Raw genomic sequence first — 18,097 nt, 5'->3', positions numbered from 1 at the left:
CACAAATTTTCATCGCTCACAGCACAAATTTCTTCATTCATGAATTATTGATAATCTATGTTGAGTTCACAACTACTTTTACCATGTAAAGCAGCAACAAGAAACCACTTTTAAAGCATTACATGGCGGAATCTGAAAAGCCTAAATAGAGTAGGGGAATCAACTAAAATTAATAGTTATGTCAAATTTTATAGAAAAAGATAAAAACCAGAAATACAATACGTAACAAAAAACAAAAATTATGACAAAATCAAATAAAGACAAAAGAGCACAAATTATACACAGTTTTTCATTAGCTAGCAATTCAGCTTTTGGAGTTATTTTTAAAGAAGAAACAACTTGTCAACAATCGTATAAAAAATTACAAAAATTTGTAACTAAGGTATCTGAAAAAGTAATATCAGATGAAAAAACGAAGAAATATATTGGAGAAGATTGGGAAACAGTTTGGGGACCAGTTGTATATTCAAACGATAAAAACTCATCATTTGCTAGAGCAGATAATACAATGGGAGTTTACTATTCAAAAAGTGAAAACTTATTTGTAATTGCAATTGCTGGAACGAATTCTATTTCGAGCTTTGGCTGGATGAAAGAAGATTTTGATGTAAAGAGCACTAAAAGATGGAGAAGCATTACAGGTCATGGATATGGTTCAATTTCGCAAGGAACTGCTACAGGATTACATATTTTAACAAAGGAAATGCAATTTGAAGGCGCTGATTTTTTTACAGCAATCAAAAGTTTTATGAATGACAAAGAAATAGAAAAAACTGAAATTGCAGTAACTGGTCATAGTTTAGGAGGAGCGCTTTCTCCAGCATTAGCTTTGTTTATTTCCGATAAAAAAGCTGAATTTGGTTCTAAAGCAACGATAAAGATATCAACATATCCTACTGCTGGGCCAACTATAGGAGTAGAAACTACCTTTTATCGATCAAAAACAAGCTTCATTCATTATTACGAAAAACAAATTAGTGAAGGTAAAATTGACTATCATGCCGTAAAAAATAATTTAGATATAGTGCCAATGGCTTGGGACAAAAGTGACCTAGTCAAAATCCCAGATCTTTACAAAAAGCATGGTATCACAAATAAAAGCTTTAAAACATTAGCACTTGTAGCTATATTAAATACAATTAATAAAGACAGATTTCCTCCACAAGTTATATATAAGCAAATTCAACCTTTAAATTCATTGGAAGGTACGTTTGATGTGGCTATGGATAACAAAGCTAAAGAATTATTTAATTTTCTTAGAAAAAACCCACCTCTTACAGAATCTTGGATTCCAAAGCCACTTCACGAAAACCTGAAAGGTTTAGAAAGTTTGACTAGATTTTTTGTGCAAGCTTCTTATCAACATACTACAGCTTATAATAAATTATTAAATGTAGAAGACTTCTTAAAACGATATTCAGAGATTAGAACAAAATGTTTAAAAGAAGATCAATTAACAGTTAAAACTAATAATACTGAAGAAAAGGTCATGGAAATGACCAGTGAAGCTGTCGGTTTTGATATAAATAGTTTGTTTGAATTAAGCGAGTTAAGTGATGAAGAATTAAAAAAGTTAATGGAAGAAGTAGAAGAATAAATTATATTCGCCTTATGTTAAACGTATCCAATATCAACTTACAATTGATGTTGGATGCTTTTTTAGTTTAAAGGAATCAATTCCTTATTCCACTCATCACAAAAACATAAAATCCATCACAAAGCGTATGATAAATACGACTCATTCAGAAAATAATTTTGTAAATTATAGTCGCTTTTTACACAAAGAGTCTGACCATGACCAAAATTACGAACTATTTTTTGCGAAAACATCAACTTGTTGACAATCAAACGTATTATTTAAAATTATCTATGATAATAGGTATTGTCCTAACTATTTTTGTATTCATATTTGATCCGTATGATAACTATTTGGCAATTCCAAAATTTGAAATTCCAATACAAATCATTCAACTTGGCTACGGAATCAACACAGCATTCGTAATTTACACGCTATATTGGATACTCTTTCAAAAATTAGGATTTGCTAACGAAAATCGTCCATGGAAAACCTATCAGCATTGGTTGTTTTTAGTAGCAATCTTAAGTATTGCAGGTTTTTTAGGAACAATCTATCATCGATTCATGATGGATGTTGGCGAAGTAGATCCAAACTATTATGTATTTGTCACTATTCCAAGATCTATTATCATTGCTATTCCGTTGTTTATCATTACGATTCTATTAGATCAAATCTATACAAACAAAGCGACTCCAAAAACAATAGAAACATCGCTCAATTTGACAGCGAATCCATTAAAAACAACTTCCTTAAATAACAAAATCATACTAAAATCACCAGTAGTCAATCAATGCATAGAAGTAACTCCAGCTGCTATTGAATACATAAAAGCTTCAGGGAATTATGTGGAAATCTTTGCTACAGGAGATAAAAAACCACAATTGTTACGTGCATCTTTACGATACATTTCTGAAAGAATACAACCGTATCATTTCATCATAAAATGCCATAGACAGTACTTTGTAAATGTTCAAAAAATAAAATCTCACAAAGGAAATTCACAACGTATCTTACTATCATTTGAAACGACCAAAGAGCAAATTCCTGTCAGCAAACGACATACTAAAGAAGTGCTTTCTTACCTAAAACAAGTCGAAAAATAAGAAATATACATTCGTCACAAAACACATTCATTCGTCACAAATCTTTTTAAACATCTGAAAAACAGGTTAATATTGATAGGTGGTTTCAAAAAATAATACTGCAAAAATCAGTTTTGAAATCGCGAAAAACCAATCAATAACCATCAAAATTTCAGTAGTATGAAAAAAAAGAACATCAAAAAACTTAGTTTAAACAAAGGCTCCATATCACAATTGGACAAAATTAATGGAGGAAACCCAGCACCTACAATGATTACATTGCCAGCTTGTGTTTCTGTAAACGGAACCTATTGCGCTACAAAATGTAAATGTGCCACCGAACGTATCCTAACTTGTTGGATATGCTAACTTTTTCCAAATCAATAATGAAAAGCGAGCTTTGGCTCGCTTTTTTTAATGCCTAAAATTATCAGCATGTAAGCATTTCTGAAAATCAGAAATATTATTATTTACAGAGTGGATCCAAATATGTATATATTCAATCATACCAAATGCTGAAGAAAATGCAATATGATATTCATAATATTGTGTTCCTAAAATTCTCATATTAGACTTTTTACGTTCAATATATCGAACATTTTCAAGCTTAATCTTTCTATGTAGTTTTGAATTTTTAAGATGTAAAAATTCCGTATCATAAAAAACATTGAAAATCTTATGATATGTTTTCAATATATACCATGTAGATATACTTGTAATTATAAAATAACTTATCAGTAAAAATAAAAGACTATTCTTCAAAACTAAAGTCAAAACAAAAAGTAGCATTAGCGCAACCAATACTATTGGAATAATTCGTAATTGGATATTATTTGAGGAAAGATATTTCATGCACTATAAGTCTATAAAAAAAGAATCTTGTTACGTATGCAAGAACAAAATGATTAGTTCAAACAAAGAACAAAGTATAAGAAGTTTTAGCATGTTTACAAAGTCTACACAGAAATTCCTATCTTGATACCTTCAACCAAAACACCATCAAAAATTGAAAAAAATCAGCTACTTTTTAATGCTTTGTATCTTCATACAATGTCAACCCAAAGAATCAGCAAAACCAACTTCTCAAACATCAAATACCAATAAAACAGTGAAGGTTTCTACTAAAATTGCCACATTATCCTTAGCAGAAGCCAATCGTTTAGCAGCTTTGCCGTTGCACTGTATGCAGGAAGAATATCCTAACAAACTAAATCAAACCATCGGAAGTGCAGCAGATTTACAATCGCCAAAAGCATTGCATCCAGCATTTTACGGTTGCTTTGATTGGCATTCATCAGTTCACGGACATTGGTCGTTAATTACATTACTTAAGCAATTTCCGAATTTGGAAAATAGTGCAGAAATCAGAGAAAAATTAGCACAAAACATCTCCAAAGAAAACATAGAAACCGAAATCTTATACTTCAAAGGAAAATACAACAAGTCGTTTGAACGTACGTATGGTTGGGCATGGTTGCTAAAATTAGCAGAAGAATTACATACATGGAACGATCCGTTAGCACGCGAATTAGAAACGAATTTACAACCAATGACAGATATTATTGTACAAGGATATCTAGACTTTTTACCAAAACTAAATTATCCAATTAGAGTAGGAGAGCACACAAACACTGCATTTGGACTTACATTTGCGTATGATTATGCGAAAACAGTCAAAAATACAACCTTAAAAAGCTTAATAGAACAACGCGCAAAAGACTTTTATATGACAGATGAAAACTGTCCAATCTCATGGGAACCAAGTGGATTTGACTTCTTATCGCCATGTTTAGAAGAAGCAGATATCATGCGTAGAGTGTTAGGCAAAAAGGAATTCAAAACTTGGTTGAATACATTTTTACCACAATTAGGCGACAAAAACTTTGAATTGGCACAAGGAAAAGTATCAGACAGAACCGATGGGAAACTTGTGCATTTAGACGGCGTAAACTTTAGTAGAGCTTGGTGTTTATATGGAATTGCGAATGAATTCCCAGAATATGCACACTTAAAAAATGTCGCAAACGAACACATAAACTATTCATTGCCAAGTATTGTAGACGATAATTACGAAGGAACACATTGGTTAGGTTCATTTGCAATATATGCCTTAAACACAGCTGCCAATGTTCAAATGGATTAAAAATATTGGACCAGGAACACTGGTTGCGGCAGCATTCATAGGACCAGGAACGGTAACACTTTGTACAAAAGCAGGTGTGCAATTTGGATATGGCTTACTCTGGGCAATGTTACTATCTATCATTGCAACCATTGTATTACAAGAAATGGCAGCTCGCACAGGAATCATAACACAAAAAGGCTTAGCAGCTGTCATCAAAGAGCAAATAACGAGTCCATTATTACGAAATTTAGCACTTTTCTTAATCTTAGGTGCTATAGTCATAGGAAATGCAGCGTATGAAGCAGGAAACATCAGCGGTGCTGCATTAGGGATGCAAGTATTCGGAGAAGCAGCTACAGTATTCTACCCAATACTCATAGGAATTATAACGTTTATCGTACTATTTATAGGGAATTACAAAATATTAGAGCGAAGTTTAGTGAGCTTAGTATTGCTAATGAGTATTTCGTTTTTAATCACGGCAATTTTAACAAAACCAGACTTATTAGCAATTCTTAAAGGGACATTTGTACCAACCATTCCAGAAAATAGTATTCTCATCATCATTGGACTCATAGGAACAACTGTAGTGCCATACAATTTATTTCTGCATGCGTCTTTAGTAAAAGAAAAATGGAAAACCAAAACAGACTTATCAACGGCTAGAAAAGACACAATTATATCGATCATTCTTGGAGGATTTGTCTCTATGTCAATCATCGTTGCAGCAACAGCGACAACTGGTGGCGACATTTCGAATGCCTTCGATTTAGCAAAAGGATTAGAACCACTATATGGAGAATATGCTAAATACTTACTTGGAATCGGTTTATTTGCCGCAGGAATTACATCTGCAATTACAGCACCTTTAGCAGCTGCCTATGTTGCCAAAAGTTGTTTTGGTTGGAAAGCATCGTTGAAAGATAATCGTTTCAGAGCCGTTTGGGCAATTATTTTAGTCTTAGGAGTTGTATTTTCATCCTTAAAATTTAAGCCTGTAGAAGTGATTACGTTTGCTCAGGTTGCAAACGGTTTACTATTACCAATTGTGGCAATCTTTTTAGTGTGGATAGTCAACAAAGCCAATGTTTTAGGTGAATACAAGAATACACTGTTTCAAAACATATTAGCTATTTGTATCATTCTGATTACGTTAATCTTAGGAATAAAAGGAATTTACAGTGTATTTTAAATGAAAAAAGATATCATACATGGGAAACGATTTTTGCTGCCTTCTAATATTAAAAAATACCATTTAGGTACCAAAAAGAAAGTGACCGCATACATTGAAGAAAGAGGAGGATTTATAGTAAAAGACGCGTATCAACCAGAAGAATTTGATCATGTACTTATAGGAAGTCAGTTTAAACACTTTGGATACAATCCACAAGTACATTTAAAGTTATATCCAAATGCAACTATTGTATTTGAACAGGAATTACTAGAATTTGATGCTGAATTTGAGTATTTGGATACTTTTTTTGAGAATGTTACAGAGCGATTACGGACTATTTTTTCGCATACTGACATTTTTATATGCTACTATCATATAGGTAAACCTTATGTTAGTAAAGACTTTAAAAGGCTTGAAAAAAAACATCATATTCCAAAAGCTATCAAAGAATTTTACGCAATCTTTGGAAAGTTAAAACTAATTTGGAGTTATGCGAGCATCAACATTCAACGAAGTTTTTACGATGAAAAAGACAGCTATAACATCATAGCTTCTGGATCTGGAGAAATGTATGGTTCCATACAAATACTAGACTTAAAGCGAGTTTTCAGGGAAGATTGGACAAAATTAGAACATGCAATACACTTAAAATCAGGTGAAAAAATCAAAATATTCGATTACTTTTCTGATGAAAATATGGCAGCTTTTGCAACAAATACAGAAAATCCATTAGTATATATGGGAGAAAATCATGGTGTCGTTTTTGAAAACTGTAAACCTTTGGTTTTTACAGATTACTTAAAACTACTCTTCAATAGTTATGGATTTATTCGTAGAAATTACCTTTTTGATGGTGCTTATGCATACGGAATGAAGCAAAATTTACCTAAACTCTCAGAAATATTAGAAAAACCTATGGAGTTGGTTCCTATTAAGTTAGATGATATCTAAAAATAAATACTCAAAACCTAAAATGATACATATCAATTGCGATGTTGGAGAAGGCGTAGACAATGAGGAAATACTCATGCCGTACATTAGCGCATGCAATATTGCGTGTGGAGGACATGCAGGCGATATGGAAACAATGCGTGAAGTTGTACTTTTGGCAAAAAAGTACGAAGTAGAAATTGGCGCACATCCTTCGTATCCTGATCGAGAAAATTTTGGACGTGTTTCTGTCGATATGGCTTCCGCCGAATTTATCAAAACGATTCAAAATCAAATCTCAAATCTAGAAGAAATTGCCGCTTTACATGATGCAAAAATCACACATATAAAACCACATGGAGCATTGTATAATGATGTTGCAAAAAGCGCAGAAAAGGCACAACTTTTTTTAACAGCAATTTCAAAATATAAGGACAAATATAAACTCTATATTCCATACAATTCTGTAATTGAAAAAGAAGCTTTGCAACAAAATTTTCAAGTCATTTATGAAGCGTTTGCAGATAGAAATTATAATAATGATTTGACACTCGTTTTACGAAAAAAAAGCAATGCCATTTTAACCAAAATAGGGGAGATTATTCAGCATGTTTCTCTCCTCAAAAATGAACAAAAAGTACAAACGATTTCAGATAAAAAATGTATCTTGAAAGCTGATACATTTTGTGTGCATTCTGATACCTTAAATGCCATTGAAATTATACAGCAATTACACACACATTTCAATTCAGGAATTGAAGTATCAAAACCAAAATTTCCTACCTATACATCATATGGAAATAATGGAATATTGCTTACTTGGCAAGCAAAAATGACTCCTGAAGTACTAAATTTAGTGTTGGAATACTATCAGAAAACCATAAATTTTAATATTAAAGTTATACTTGATGTAATTCAATCAAACAATTCATTATTAATTATTTATGATAATGAAAAAATAAATATTAAAGCTCTCCAACATTTGTTGGAATGGCTATTTTCTTCTATTTCTGACAAAAAAGAGGCCGCAACACAATATTGTTGGGAAGTTCCTGTGTGCTATGATCTGGAATTTGGAATTGATTTGGAAGAAATTGCACAAAAAAACAGCTTGTCAATTCCTGAAATTATCAAGCTTCATACAGCTCCAAAATATCAAGTTTTTTCTATAGGTTTTTTACCTGGTTTTTTATACTTAGGCGGATTGGATAAACGATTGCATATTGACCGAAAATCTACACCGCGATTAGAAGTCAAAAAAGGTGCTGTTGGTATTGGTGGAATTCAGACAGGAATCTATCCAAAATCAAGCCCTGGCGGATGGCAAATTTTGGGAAACTCTCCAATCAATTTTTTTGATGTTTTCAAAGAAAAACCATGTTTCGCAAAAGCAGGTGATTTCATAAAATTTGTTCCAGTTTCATTAGAAGAATATCATGAGATTTTAATCGCTGTTTCTAACGGAAATTATGAACTAAAATCATCCGTGGAATGTTAGAGATTTTACATAACGGTTTGTATACTTCTATTCAAGATTTAGGAAGATTTCAATATCGAAATTATGGCGTACCAGTTTCTGGAGTGATGGATGAATATCATGCAGCTTTAGCAAATCAATTATTAGGAAATGATGAAAATGCTGCGGTATTGGAAATGACTTTGCAAGGAGCGAAGCTAAAGTTTCATAAAACAACACAAATAGTGATTTGCGGTGCAGATTTGTCGCCAATGATAAACAATCAATCAGTACGGTTAAATATTCCTGTAAACGTTTCTAAAGGCGATGTATTGAGTTTTGGTAAGCCAATGTATGGTGTTAGAACGTATTTGGCAGTAAAAAATGGTTTTCAAACAGAAAAAAGATTAAAAAGTAGAAGTTCTTATGATGGAATTACAACACAATCAAGAGTGTCAACAGGTGATTTTATTCCATACGAAGTATTTTCTAATAATATAGAATCCAAAGCGAACATTGCTGTACACAAAGAAATCTTTGCTAGTAATGAAATCAAAGTCTATGAAGGTCCAGAATTTAATTTCTTGTCAAAAGAACAGAAAAATCGATTGTTTTCTACAAATTTTTCAATTGGATTAAACAATAGAATGGCGTACCAACTCAATGAAATCATTGAAAATAACTTTCCATCAATCATCACTTCTGCTGTATTACCAGGAACGATTCAATTAACACCTTCAGGAAAATTAATTGTATTAATGAAAGATTGCCAAACTACTGGCGGTTACCCAAGAATTCTACAATTAGAAGAAAAAAGTATGATAAAACTTGCGCAGAAATATACAAGAGATTGGGTATATTTTAAGAAGCTTTCAATTTTGTAATATCAATCTCATCAGAAAGTAATTGCATGGCATCTTCTTCGGTTAATTTACCTAAAATATCTTGCGTTCCTTCTTTAAAACTCTCATGATTTAAAAACAAACGCCATAATGCACGGATAAATTCTGTGTAGTTCAATCCGTCGTTCCACTGAATAAACTTTTCAGAGAAAGCTTTGTCAATATGTGACTGAATAATTGCGCGAGAAGCACTTCTATTTTTATCTATTGAGGTCATTACGGAGGTTATTTAAAAGCGAAAATACAGTGTTACAAAATAGCTTGCAAGAGGAAAGTACCTTAAAAAAAGGGGATTTTTCCCCTTTGTAAAAGGAAAAAACCTGAGTTTTATTCAAGTGATGTGCGTTAAAAAACTAATTATCAGTTTTTTAAGTTTATTTCGCAAACAATTGTCTGAAAGTAACCTTTGAATTGTGGTTCTTTATAAATAACTTGGTGACATAATAATCAATAATATTATAGTATGAGTGACTACAAAACCCCTAATGACAAGCTTATTAGTAACGAACAAGCGCGTGCCCTAAATCTTAGTTATAAAGACAAGCAAAAAGAAGGCTTTGGCGTTGAAGACGCTAGTAGTTTTTGTTGTTCTAGCTGGTATTCGCTAGAAGATTTAGAAGGATACATCAATTATGTAAAGCAAGAAGCATTAAAACAAAGAATTAGTGTTGATGGTATCCGATTTTATTTTGGAGTATATCCAGAAAGTACAGAAGATAAATCTAAAGTAGGACGAAACACATTGTTTATGTGCCCAACCAAAGCAAAACTTAATCTTAATGTAGGTGAAGAGTTTGGTGGTGAAGGCGCTGATGATAGTGAAGATATCACAACGATTTCTGCAATGAACTTTGGAGATGGAGGGAATCCTCCACAAAACGATTATGGAGAATAATATTTAACATTAATGGAAGATATACGTTTTCTGTCAAAATATTTGGCTTTAGTAGTGCTGATTTATGGATTATATAATTACAAAAATTATGCAAATACTAAAGCCAAATACTTTATTTTTAGTATTCTGTATGCTGTTTTGACAGAGTTTTTTGGTTCTAATTTTCATAAATGGTTTGGCATAGTTAATTACCCTGTTTATAATGTATTTATAATTGTGCAACTTTCCTTTTATCTTTGGTGGTTTCAAACACTTTTAGAATCATTGAGTAGAAAGAAAATAGTTAGACTATCTATTTTCATTTATCTGACTTTTTCTTTACTTAATATTATATACTGGCAAGATTTCTTTTTAGGTTATCAAACTTATACCTATGGAATAGGAGTTATACTAGTTTTATTATCAATATGTTTTTATTTTATTGAAACTTTCAACAAAGACACTATACTTAGCATTACAGATTCAGTATTATTTTGGTTTGCATTAGGTGTATTATTGTTTTATGGAACATTTATGCCATTTATGTTTGCTTCTAAGTTGTTTCTAACAATAGATAAGTGGATATACAGCCTTGTTGTATTTGTGCTTAATGTTATAATGTATAGTTGTTTTGCTGTTGGGTTTTATAAATCTTATAAAAACATTAAAGAGTCTACAAGTTTATGACATTAGAAGAAATACGTACATTGGTTTTTATTTGCGCTTCAACGATTTTTCTTGTAGGAATATTATTAGTTTTTACTTTAGTGTTTTTACATAAAAAGAAGAGGAAATTTATCAGCTTTGAATCAAACATGAAGACATTTCCTTAAGACAATGATATTATTTGAAGAAATCTTATGAACGATCAAGAAGTACAAATGCTTGTAGCAGCAACATCTATGGTGTTGCTTATTTTGTTAATTACCGTTATTATCTTGTTTGTCTTTTTTCAAAAGCGTAAACTAAAGTTTATTCTTGAAAAGAAAGAAGCGGAAAAACGGTATATGGAAGAGATTGCCAAATCTCAAATTGAAATTCAGGAGCAAGCTTTGCAAAATATGAGCTGGGAATTGCATGATAATATTGGACAATTATTGTCTGTGGCACGCATGCATATTAATATTCTTGGCACACAACTCGCTGATGAAGACAAAGGGAAGTTGGACGATATTAGCGAAATTGTTGGGAAAAGTTTGCAAGAAATTCGCTTGCTATCTAAAACTATGAATACCGAAATCATCCAAAATATGGGCTTGGTAAAATCGGTAGAGTTGGAGTTGGAACGATTTAATAAACTCAACTTTTTAGTGGCAACATTACGTATATTAGGAGAAGAAAAATCGTTAGATATTAAAGAAGAAATTATTCTGTTTCGTATTTTGCAGGAATTCTTTTCAAACGCTATCAAGCATTCTAAAGCAAAAAACTTAGAAGTTACCTTGAATTATGAAGAAGATCGCTTGATGATACTAGCGCAAGATGATGGAGTTGGTTTTGAAGAAGGAGAAATAGAAAAAGGATCAGGATTGATTAATATGAAAAGCCGTGCGGCAATTATAAATGCAGAATTTGCTATGAAATCCGCAAAAAATAAAGGAGTTTCCTTAACTTTATCCTATCCCTATAAATAGAAATAATGAAGAAACATTCAGTTGTAATTGTAGATGACCATTTGCTTTTTGCACAATCATTACAAGGTTTGGTCAATGCATTTGATGAGTTTGAGGTTTTGTACCATGTAAAGAATGGAAGCGAACTGATTAAGAAATTATTAGAATCCGAAAATGTCCCAGATATCATTCTGTTAGATATCAATATGCCAGTGATGAACGGTTTTGAAACGATGGAATGGATTAAAGAAAACCGTCCAAGTATTCAAGTATTGGCATTATCTATGGATGATCATGAGGAAACTATTATAAAAATGTTGCGTTTAGGTGCTAAAGGATATTTGCTGAAAGATATTCATCCAGAAATATTCTACAAAGCTTTAAATGAAGTGATTTCTAATGGAATTTACTATTCTGAACGTGTGGCTACTACATTGCTAAATTCACTACACGGTAACGATGAGAAAGAAGTTGCTAACGGAAAACCATTAAAAGATACAGAACTTACCTTTTTAAAATTGGCTTGTACGGAAATGACGTATAAAGAAATTGCACAAGAGATGTGTTTAAGCCCAAAGACAATTGATGGATATCGTGAATCTTTATTTAAACATTTTAAGGTAAAAAGCAGAATTGGTTTGGTATTGTATGCCATCCGAAACAATATGGTAAATAGTAAGTAGACACGCTTTACTTTTAGACTTGTTCCTGCTTGAGCGTGAATCTCTTAGACTGTTTTCGCTGTTAGAACCAAGATCATTTTACTTCGGTAGATACTACTATATTTTTGACATGTTTGATACGTCTTTGCGAGAAGTATAAGGTCTTTGTATAAGGTAAGTTACGTCGTTTAAGCAACTAATTTAGCGAATACAGACTGAATAGAAAGTCCGTGAGGACTTTCCTAAGTAGGCTCTAACTAGCAATGAATTATATACATTGTTGGCAAATCGTTTTTTAATGCATTACATAAACTAATGACATTGAAGCTATAGTATCTTTCTTTTTATCAAAGAAAAAATGTTCATATCCAATGGAACCTAATAATCCAGTTTGAAAATTAGTAGAACTGACATAATTGTACCTAACGTCCAGTATAAGAAACGTAGGGCAGAGGATAAGCATTACATTTTAGACTTAACACAAAGAACCTATATTTTTATACATTGTTGTGTATAGTTTTTTGTCTATTGATTATAATACGCGTGAACTAAAGGCATTCCTCCGGTATGAATAAAAACGATTGTTTCATCTTTCTGTATTTTGTTTTTTTCGATATAATCAATCAAGCCAGCCATAGCTTTACTTGTGTAAACAGGACACAAGAAGAGGCCTTCTAATTCAGCTAATATACCAATCGCTTTTTTGCCACTTTCGGTTGGGATTCCATATCCATCTCCAACAAAGTTTGTGTTTATTTCGAAATTAATTTTCAAGTCAGAATTTGGTTTAATATTATCTATTATTTCATCCGTTAAATGAGTTACAACGTTTTCTATTGTTTTGTCTTTATGTAGCACACTAAACCCTATTACTTTTGTTGGTTTCTCTGCGATTGCAAATCCTGCAATAAGTCCAGCCATTGTTCCTCCGCTACCAGCTGGAGTAATTACGTAGTCTGGTGATTTTCCTTCTACATTCCTAAATTGTTCAATGATTTCATTAGCACAATCTAAATAACCTAAAGAACCTAATAAATTAGAGCCACCAAAAGGAATTATATAAGGCAGGTGTCCATTTTTTATAACATCTTTTGCAACTCGTTCCATTTCTGTCTGAAAATCATCTTCTTTGTCAATTGCGATTATATTAGCGTTCATTAACTTCATCAGAAGAGCATTTCCGTTTTCATTAAAAGTCGGATTTTGTTCTGGTATCATTTCCTTACAAACAACAATTGATTTTAGACCAAGTTGGCAAGCAGCTCCTACAAGTTCTCTAGCTGCATTAGATTGATAATGTCCAGCAATGATTAATGTATCTGCATTTTTATCAATGGCATCTGCAATAATTCGTTCGTATTTCCTTAATTTATTTCCACCGCCTCCACGACCTCCTTCATCATCTCTTTTTATGTAGATTTTAGGTCCTAATTTATCAGATAGATTTGGGAGAAATTCTAAAGAAGATTCTCTATTAAGTAATTTTACTTTTTTTAAATTACACATAATGGTCGGTATAAGAATAGTGGCGGATTTAATACATTGATTTTTCAGTTTGAAACTGACTGTAAATATAAAAAAAGCGATTTCGATGAAACACCGAAACCGCTATTATTTTTATACAATGTTAGATTGCGTAATTTATTTCAAGTTTTGTTGCTCCATTCCATTATCAAGGTCAAATTCTCTTTAAAAATATTCCTTTTTCGGTCGGTCTATATTCTACTTTTGGTGGAATCACAGGATAAGATTTCCTTTTCACAATCTTAAGTTTTTCCAAATCCTTTAATTGTTGCGATAGTATTTTTTTTGCTAATTTCCTCAGTTACTTTGTCCAGTTCGTTAAATCTCATTACTTCATTTAATAACAAAAAACAAATGATTACGGGTTTCCACTTTCTGCCTACTTGTTACATAAAAATAGTAATAGGACATTTCTTGGCTTGCCGATTTTTTTAAAATTATTTTTCTGCTGTTTCCATAACAATCACACTATTCCGAGTTGTTTATTAGTTACTTACCAAAAAGTAAGTACTTGACAAAAGTATAGTTTATTATCAAATTTGTGAAAAATATTTAGAATATGAACGAACTACTCATTATACATACGCATCAACTATACAAAGGGATTTCCGAAGGAAAATTGAATGAAACACTCGCGGATGTCACAAAACAAATGTTTTCGAGTGTGAATTGGAATTATGAAGAAACCATTATAGCCAAAGGGTATGACATCAAGACAGAAGTTAAGAAACACCTCAAGGCAGATTTAATCATTATTCACACACCTGTTTTTTGGTTTAATCTGCCTTGGATTTACAAAAAGTATACGGATGAAGTCTTTATGGAAGGATTGCTGTCTCAAAAAATGTTAGATGGTGATGGTAGAACACGTTCAGATACCTCTAAACAATATGGAACTGGTGGTTTTCTACAAACGAAAAAAGTAATGATCGTTGCTACTTGGAATGCACCAGAAAACTGTTTTGGCGATATGAGACAACAACTAATGAAAGGAAAGAATGCAGATGATGTTCTGTTTAATGTTATATTGAACTATAGATTTTGCGGTGTTCAAGATTTACCTAATTATCATTGCTTTGATGTTGTAAAAAAACCAAATATTAAGGAGTATATAAATAATTACAAAAAACATTTAAAATCTATAATTGACGATTTTTATTAGTTTTTCTTATGCAAGGTATAACCGTCAGTTACGGATTAATATGTGTTAATTTTCGGTTTAGCACAGGCTTTAGCAATTCCGAGAAGATTTAGACATAGTCAAACCCGCCGTAATTGCGGTTATAAATTGTTGTATCACGGTTTTTATTCAAATTTTGAGTTTTTCCAAACTCTTTTTAATTCATTTTTTCCTTTTTCATTGATATAATTCAAGTTCACTCCAAAGTCAAGCCCATTTATATATCTGCAATATAAGTCTTGGTAAAGCATAATATTTCCTTTCGAGTCATAAACCTTGATATGGAATAAGTCAAATTCTAAATCATTAATGTTCTCTTTGGAAGAAATCGTATCGACTTTAATTCCATTTGAAGCATAAGTATTATATAGAATTTCTTTTACTAATTTCTTGTTTTCTTCATATTCTCCATCATATTCGAGTTCAAATTTCTCTGATGTTGCTGAAAAAATATGAAATCTATCCTTTTGAAAACTTATTAATTGTTTTAAACCGCTGGCATCATAGTCAATTTCATTCGCTTCATTTATTGCTTTTAGTCCTTTATCTTCTCTATTTTGAGATTCATTACGTTTAGTCACATCCCAACCTTTCGGTATTTCTATTGTCCAACCTATCTCTTCACTATGATATTTATTTTCAATTACTTTTCCTTCATCAACTTGTTTATTGGGGTCAGTTTTACAAGAAGCAAATATTAAAAAAGATATAATTGTTAAAAGGTAAATTCTCATATTCAGGTCGGTTTTGTCAAATGTGTTACAACAGTTTTGTGTGTAGCTCGTTGCGGAAAGTCAGCTATGATTTTCCGCTATATTACTATTTCTTAAAGGTAGAAAATTTTCTTTGTCTTAACTAGTTTAACTATTAACTATACACGTTGCTGTTGTGCGTTATACAAACTTAATTGTGATAATTATGTTTTAACAGGTTAATTTTAACGACTTTCTCAAGTAGTTCTGGTTCACTTCCTGGACCTATAGTAAGAATTTTTGAACCCGTAACTGGTATTCCATTAAAAGGTCGGACAGATATTTCCCCATTTGGCATGCGTTCAAAATACGTATACTCCTCATTTTTGCCAATTTGAGTACAGCCTTTTACACGTAATATGGTTTTTGGTAGGGAATTGCAGATATCATAAATACATTCTGAATTTGGTAAATTTGGTAAATCTGAGGAACATGAAGACCAATGGGCTTTGAAATGATCAAACTTATTGTATTTGTTTTTAGATGGAGATAATTTAGGAATGAGATGAATATCAATTTTATCTATTTCAATAATTTCTGCTAGTGGATTGAATTTTTTAATATCATTAATAACAAAATTTAATCTTTCCTTCTTTACATTTTCAATGTGACTTAAAATAATCAAAGAAGACACCTGAATCTGATTTGATTCAAGTTCATTGTGCTCTCCTCTTTTTTGCCAATTTTTAACATTGACTACAGATATTTGTACTGGTGGAAGAAACCTATTTTTAAGTCCAACACCAAGAAAACTCATAAGTGAACATGCATCAGAAGTACCATTAGCTTCTATAAATGTAATTCCTTTAGTCCGTTCAGGGATTTTATTCACAAAATCTCTTAACTGATTAATACCATTGCAACATATGCAGCTTCCACTAAGCGCTCTAACTTGATTAAATTCTATTTGTTGAGTAAACCATTGAGCATCAAGATTTGCGTTTTCATAATCATTAAGAATAACAAAAGGTTTCCAGCCTTTATCAATATAGTTGTTTGTCAGGGTTTTTAGTAATGTAGTTTTTCCTGATCCCAAAAAACCTACAATTGTAATTATGGCTTCCATTCAAATTTGTTAATGTTTTTTTAGTCGTTTTTGCATATAATATGAAGACAAGCTGCATTCAATTTTGATGTACTACGGACTAGTATAATAATAGTAGGGAATTTTACATACTTACTTTTCGGTTTATTACTGTCTTTTGATTTGTAAAATTCATTTCGTTTTAGCGATTAAACCGTTATTATTTTTATACAATGTTAGCAAGTGTTTATTTTATTTCGTATTGAAAAGTATGTCAGCGTTTACCCAATAAACTTCTCCTTTTTCAACACCTGCCCATCCTTTTTTTTCAGGGTTATTATATTTTCTGGAATAGATAAAATACTTTTCGTCAGAAGACATATAAGGACAATAATAACGCCAATTACTTTCATACTTTAAAGGTATTTCTTTTGGTTTTGTCCATTTGCCATTTTCATTAAACGTTATTTGAAATTTACCTTGTCCATTAGTAATGGCATAACGCTCATCTGGTGAAACATATGTTATTAGTTCTTTGTTCTCTGTCTTAGTATTTATGATAACAGGTGTATCAAATTTTCCATTTCCTAAATATTGCGCACGATATGTTTGCATTCCACCTTTACTATTTGGTCTGTTTGAACGAAAATATAAACTTCCTTCTGCTGTAACAACAGGATAGGTTTCTAAATATTCCGTGGAGACTGAGAAATCGACTTTAGAAGCTGATTGCCATTTTCCATCTACTTTTCTGCTCTCATAAATATCCGGGGGAATTGTATAAAGTTCTTCTCGAGTAACATTATTGTTGTAAAGTTTAGGGTCAACACCAAGGAAATACATTGTCTTTCCGTCTTTGGTAATTGTAGGGTCACAGGCAACTGAAACTAAAACATTATCGCCATACATTTTAATGGGTTTAATATCAGACCACTTGCCATTGGTAAGTTCAGAATGATGAATAACAAAGCTATTGTCTACAATTCTTGAGAAAAACATTTCTGTATTATCATAGTTAAAAACGACATTCAATTCGACATTGTCAGTGTTCACAATTGTTGGTGCAAATAATTTAGGGGTTGTAGAAGGAGGTTCTTGGTCGAAATATGAAATTGTATTGTTTTTACAACTAAAAAATATTGATATGACTAAGAAAATCGATAAGTGTTTATTCATTACTATTAATATTTACTAACGGACTTTCTAAATATGCACCAACC

General features: G+C 31.8%; 20 protein-coding genes. 13 read left to right on the top strand and 7 right to left on the bottom strand.

Annotated features, from left to right (window positions below):
* Positions 1 to 241 precede the first annotated feature (241 nt).
* The 8 genes from ACOQOS_RS04555 to ACOQOS_RS04520 all read left to right on the top strand — a co-directional run bounded on the left by ACOQOS_RS04555 (position 242) and on the right by ACOQOS_RS04520 (position 9,230).
* Positions 242 to 1,597, top strand: a complete 1,356-nt coding sequence (locus ACOQOS_RS04555) for a lipase family protein (RefSeq protein WP_420573783.1) — start codon at positions 242 to 244, stop codon at positions 1,595 to 1,597.
* A 197-nt stretch (positions 1,598 to 1,794) separates the two neighbouring features.
* Positions 1,795 to 2,682: a LytR/AlgR family response regulator transcription factor gene (locus ACOQOS_RS04550; RefSeq protein WP_420573782.1), complete on the top strand. Its 888-nt coding sequence runs from the start codon at positions 1,795 to 1,797 to the stop codon at positions 2,680 to 2,682.
* 159 nt (positions 2,683 to 2,841) lie between these two features.
* Positions 2,842 to 3,030, top strand: a complete 189-nt coding sequence (locus ACOQOS_RS04545) for a hypothetical protein (protein ID WP_420573781.1) — start codon at positions 2,842 to 2,844, stop codon at positions 3,028 to 3,030.
* A 637-nt stretch (positions 3,031 to 3,667) separates the two neighbouring features.
* Complete coding sequence (locus ACOQOS_RS04540; protein ID WP_420573780.1) at positions 3,668 to 4,804, top strand: DUF2891 domain-containing protein; 1,137 nt, start codon at positions 3,668 to 3,670, stop codon at positions 4,802 to 4,804.
* Positions 4,788 to 5,978: an Nramp family divalent metal transporter gene (locus ACOQOS_RS04535; protein WP_420573779.1), complete on the top strand. Its 1,191-nt coding sequence runs from the start codon at positions 4,788 to 4,790 to the stop codon at positions 5,976 to 5,978. The genes ACOQOS_RS04540 and ACOQOS_RS04535 overlap by 17 nt, the downstream gene beginning before the upstream one ends.
* Positions 5,979 to 6,911 (top strand): hypothetical protein, encoded by a 933-nt coding sequence (locus ACOQOS_RS04530; protein WP_420573778.1) that lies wholly within the window; start codon positions 5,979 to 5,981, stop codon positions 6,909 to 6,911. It begins immediately after the preceding gene.
* A 22-nt stretch (positions 6,912 to 6,933) separates the two neighbouring features.
* Complete coding sequence (pxpB, locus tag ACOQOS_RS04525) at positions 6,934 to 8,388, top strand: 5-oxoprolinase subunit PxpB (protein ID WP_420573777.1); 1,455 nt, start codon at positions 6,934 to 6,936, stop codon at positions 8,386 to 8,388.
* Positions 8,382 to 9,230 carry a biotin-dependent carboxyltransferase family protein gene (locus ACOQOS_RS04520; protein ID WP_420573776.1) on the top strand — a complete coding sequence of 283 codons (849 nt, stop codon included), beginning with the start codon at positions 8,382 to 8,384 and terminating at the stop codon, positions 9,228 to 9,230. The genes pxpB and ACOQOS_RS04520 overlap by 7 nt, the downstream gene beginning before the upstream one ends.
* Here the strand turns inward: ACOQOS_RS04520 and ACOQOS_RS04515 are convergent.
* Positions 9,208 to 9,465 (bottom strand): hypothetical protein, encoded by a 258-nt coding sequence (locus ACOQOS_RS04515; RefSeq protein WP_420573775.1) that lies wholly within the window; start codon positions 9,463 to 9,465, stop codon positions 9,208 to 9,210. The two genes, ACOQOS_RS04520 and ACOQOS_RS04515, sit on opposite strands and share 23 nt — an antisense overlap.
* A gap of 246 nt (positions 9,466 to 9,711) precedes the next feature.
* Between ACOQOS_RS04515 and ACOQOS_RS04510 the strand changes: the two genes are divergently transcribed.
* From ACOQOS_RS04510 to ACOQOS_RS04495, 4 genes are all read left to right on the top strand, one after another.
* Entirely contained in the window at positions 9,712 to 10,143 is a 432-nt protein-coding gene (locus tag ACOQOS_RS04510; RefSeq protein ID WP_420573774.1) for a hypothetical protein, read from the top strand.
* 12 nt (positions 10,144 to 10,155) lie between these two features.
* Positions 10,156 to 10,809 carry a hypothetical protein gene (locus ACOQOS_RS04505; protein ID WP_420573773.1) on the top strand — a complete coding sequence of 218 codons (654 nt, stop codon included), beginning with the start codon at positions 10,156 to 10,158 and terminating at the stop codon, positions 10,807 to 10,809.
* Positions 10,810 to 10,982: 173 nt separating this feature from the next.
* Positions 10,983 to 11,756, top strand: a complete 774-nt coding sequence (locus ACOQOS_RS04500; protein ID WP_420573772.1) for a sensor histidine kinase — start codon at positions 10,983 to 10,985, stop codon at positions 11,754 to 11,756.
* Between the two features lie 5 nt (positions 11,757 to 11,761).
* Positions 11,762 to 12,418: a response regulator gene (locus tag ACOQOS_RS04495; protein WP_420573771.1), complete on the top strand. Its 657-nt coding sequence runs from the start codon at positions 11,762 to 11,764 to the stop codon at positions 12,416 to 12,418.
* Between the two features lie 504 nt (positions 12,419 to 12,922).
* Here the strand turns inward: ACOQOS_RS04495 and ACOQOS_RS04490 are convergent.
* The 3 genes from ACOQOS_RS04490 to ACOQOS_RS04480 all read right to left on the bottom strand — a co-directional run bounded on the left by ACOQOS_RS04490 (position 12,923) and on the right by ACOQOS_RS04480 (position 14,268).
* Positions 12,923 to 13,903, bottom strand: coding sequence for a D-cysteine desulfhydrase family protein (locus ACOQOS_RS04490; protein ID WP_420573770.1), 981 nt, complete (start codon positions 13,901 to 13,903; stop codon positions 12,923 to 12,925).
* A 172-nt stretch (positions 13,904 to 14,075) separates the two neighbouring features.
* Entirely contained in the window at positions 14,076 to 14,159 is an 84-nt protein-coding gene (locus ACOQOS_RS04485; RefSeq protein ID WP_420575129.1) for a winged helix-turn-helix transcriptional regulator, read from the bottom strand.
* A gap of 4 nt (positions 14,160 to 14,163) precedes the next feature.
* Positions 14,164 to 14,268 (bottom strand): hypothetical protein, encoded by a 105-nt coding sequence (locus tag ACOQOS_RS04480; RefSeq protein ID WP_420573769.1) that lies wholly within the window; start codon positions 14,266 to 14,268, stop codon positions 14,164 to 14,166.
* 212 nt (positions 14,269 to 14,480) lie between these two features.
* Here ACOQOS_RS04480 and ACOQOS_RS04475 point away from each other — a divergent pair, with 212 nt between their 5' ends.
* A complete protein-coding gene (locus ACOQOS_RS04475) occupies positions 14,481 to 15,083 on the top strand; it encodes an NAD(P)H-dependent oxidoreductase (RefSeq protein ID WP_420573768.1) in 603 nt (200 codons plus the stop codon).
* 143 nt (positions 15,084 to 15,226) lie between these two features.
* On the opposite strand, the gene ACOQOS_RS04470 is transcribed toward ACOQOS_RS04475, so the two are convergent.
* From ACOQOS_RS04470 to ACOQOS_RS04460, 3 genes are all read right to left on the bottom strand, one after another.
* Complete coding sequence (locus ACOQOS_RS04470) at positions 15,227 to 15,835, bottom strand: hypothetical protein (RefSeq protein ID WP_420573767.1); 609 nt, start codon at positions 15,833 to 15,835, stop codon at positions 15,227 to 15,229.
* 169 nt (positions 15,836 to 16,004) lie between these two features.
* A complete protein-coding gene (locus tag ACOQOS_RS04465; RefSeq protein WP_420573766.1) occupies positions 16,005 to 16,919 on the bottom strand; it encodes a GTP-binding protein in 915 nt (304 codons plus the stop codon).
* 210 nt (positions 16,920 to 17,129) lie between these two features.
* Positions 17,130 to 18,053, bottom strand: a complete 924-nt coding sequence (locus tag ACOQOS_RS04460; RefSeq protein ID WP_420573765.1) for a hypothetical protein — start codon at positions 18,051 to 18,053, stop codon at positions 17,130 to 17,132.
* Between the last annotated feature and the right edge of the window lie 44 nt (positions 18,054 to 18,097).

The organism is Kordia sp. (assembly GCF_965224175.1).
GTDB lineage: Bacteria > Bacteroidota > Bacteroidia > Flavobacteriales > Flavobacteriaceae > Kordia.
This window is presented reverse-complemented; position numbering and strand designations above follow the sequence as displayed.

Bases quoted from the DNA above. Each gene is read 5' to 3' on its own strand.
- ACOQOS_RS04475 (WP_420573768.1), top strand. From the start codon at position 14,481: ATGAACGAACTACTCATTATACATACGCATCAACTATACAAAGGGATT.
- ACOQOS_RS04555 (WP_420573783.1), top strand. From the start codon at position 242: ATGACAAAATCAAATAAAGACAAAAGAGCACAAATTATACACAGTTTT.
- ACOQOS_RS04500 (WP_420573772.1), top strand. From the start codon at position 10,983: ATGAACGATCAAGAAGTACAAATGCTTGTAGCAGCAACATCTATGGTG.
- ACOQOS_RS04550 (WP_420573782.1), top strand. From the start codon at position 1,795: ATGACCAAAATTACGAACTATTTTTTGCGAAAACATCAACTTGTTGAC.
- ACOQOS_RS04520 (WP_420573776.1), top strand. From the start codon at position 8,382: ATGTTAGAGATTTTACATAACGGTTTGTATACTTCTATTCAAGATTTA.
- ACOQOS_RS04470 (WP_420573767.1), bottom strand. From the start codon at position 15,835: ATGAGAATTTACCTTTTAACAATTATATCTTTTTTAATATTTGCTTCT.
- ACOQOS_RS04505 (WP_420573773.1), top strand. From the start codon at position 10,156: ATGGAAGATATACGTTTTCTGTCAAAATATTTGGCTTTAGTAGTGCTG.
- ACOQOS_RS04490 (WP_420573770.1), bottom strand. From the start codon at position 13,903: ATGTGTAATTTAAAAAAAGTAAAATTACTTAATAGAGAATCTTCTTTA.
- ACOQOS_RS04515 (WP_420573775.1), bottom strand. From the start codon at position 9,465: ATGACCTCAATAGATAAAAATAGAAGTGCTTCTCGCGCAATTATTCAG.
- ACOQOS_RS04535 (WP_420573779.1), top strand. From the start codon at position 4,788: ATGTTCAAATGGATTAAAAATATTGGACCAGGAACACTGGTTGCGGCA.
- ACOQOS_RS04545 (WP_420573781.1), top strand. From the start codon at position 2,842: ATGAAAAAAAAGAACATCAAAAAACTTAGTTTAAACAAAGGCTCCATA.
- ACOQOS_RS04510 (WP_420573774.1), top strand. From the start codon at position 9,712: ATGAGTGACTACAAAACCCCTAATGACAAGCTTATTAGTAACGAACAA.
- pxpB (WP_420573777.1), top strand. From the start codon at position 6,934: ATGATACATATCAATTGCGATGTTGGAGAAGGCGTAGACAATGAGGAA.
- ACOQOS_RS04460 (WP_420573765.1), bottom strand. From the start codon at position 18,053: ATGAATAAACACTTATCGATTTTCTTAGTCATATCAATATTTTTTAGT.
- ACOQOS_RS04495 (WP_420573771.1), top strand. From the start codon at position 11,762: ATGAAGAAACATTCAGTTGTAATTGTAGATGACCATTTGCTTTTTGCA.
- ACOQOS_RS04465 (WP_420573766.1), bottom strand. From the start codon at position 16,919: ATGGAAGCCATAATTACAATTGTAGGTTTTTTGGGATCAGGAAAAACT.
- ACOQOS_RS04530 (WP_420573778.1), top strand. From the start codon at position 5,979: ATGAAAAAAGATATCATACATGGGAAACGATTTTTGCTGCCTTCTAAT.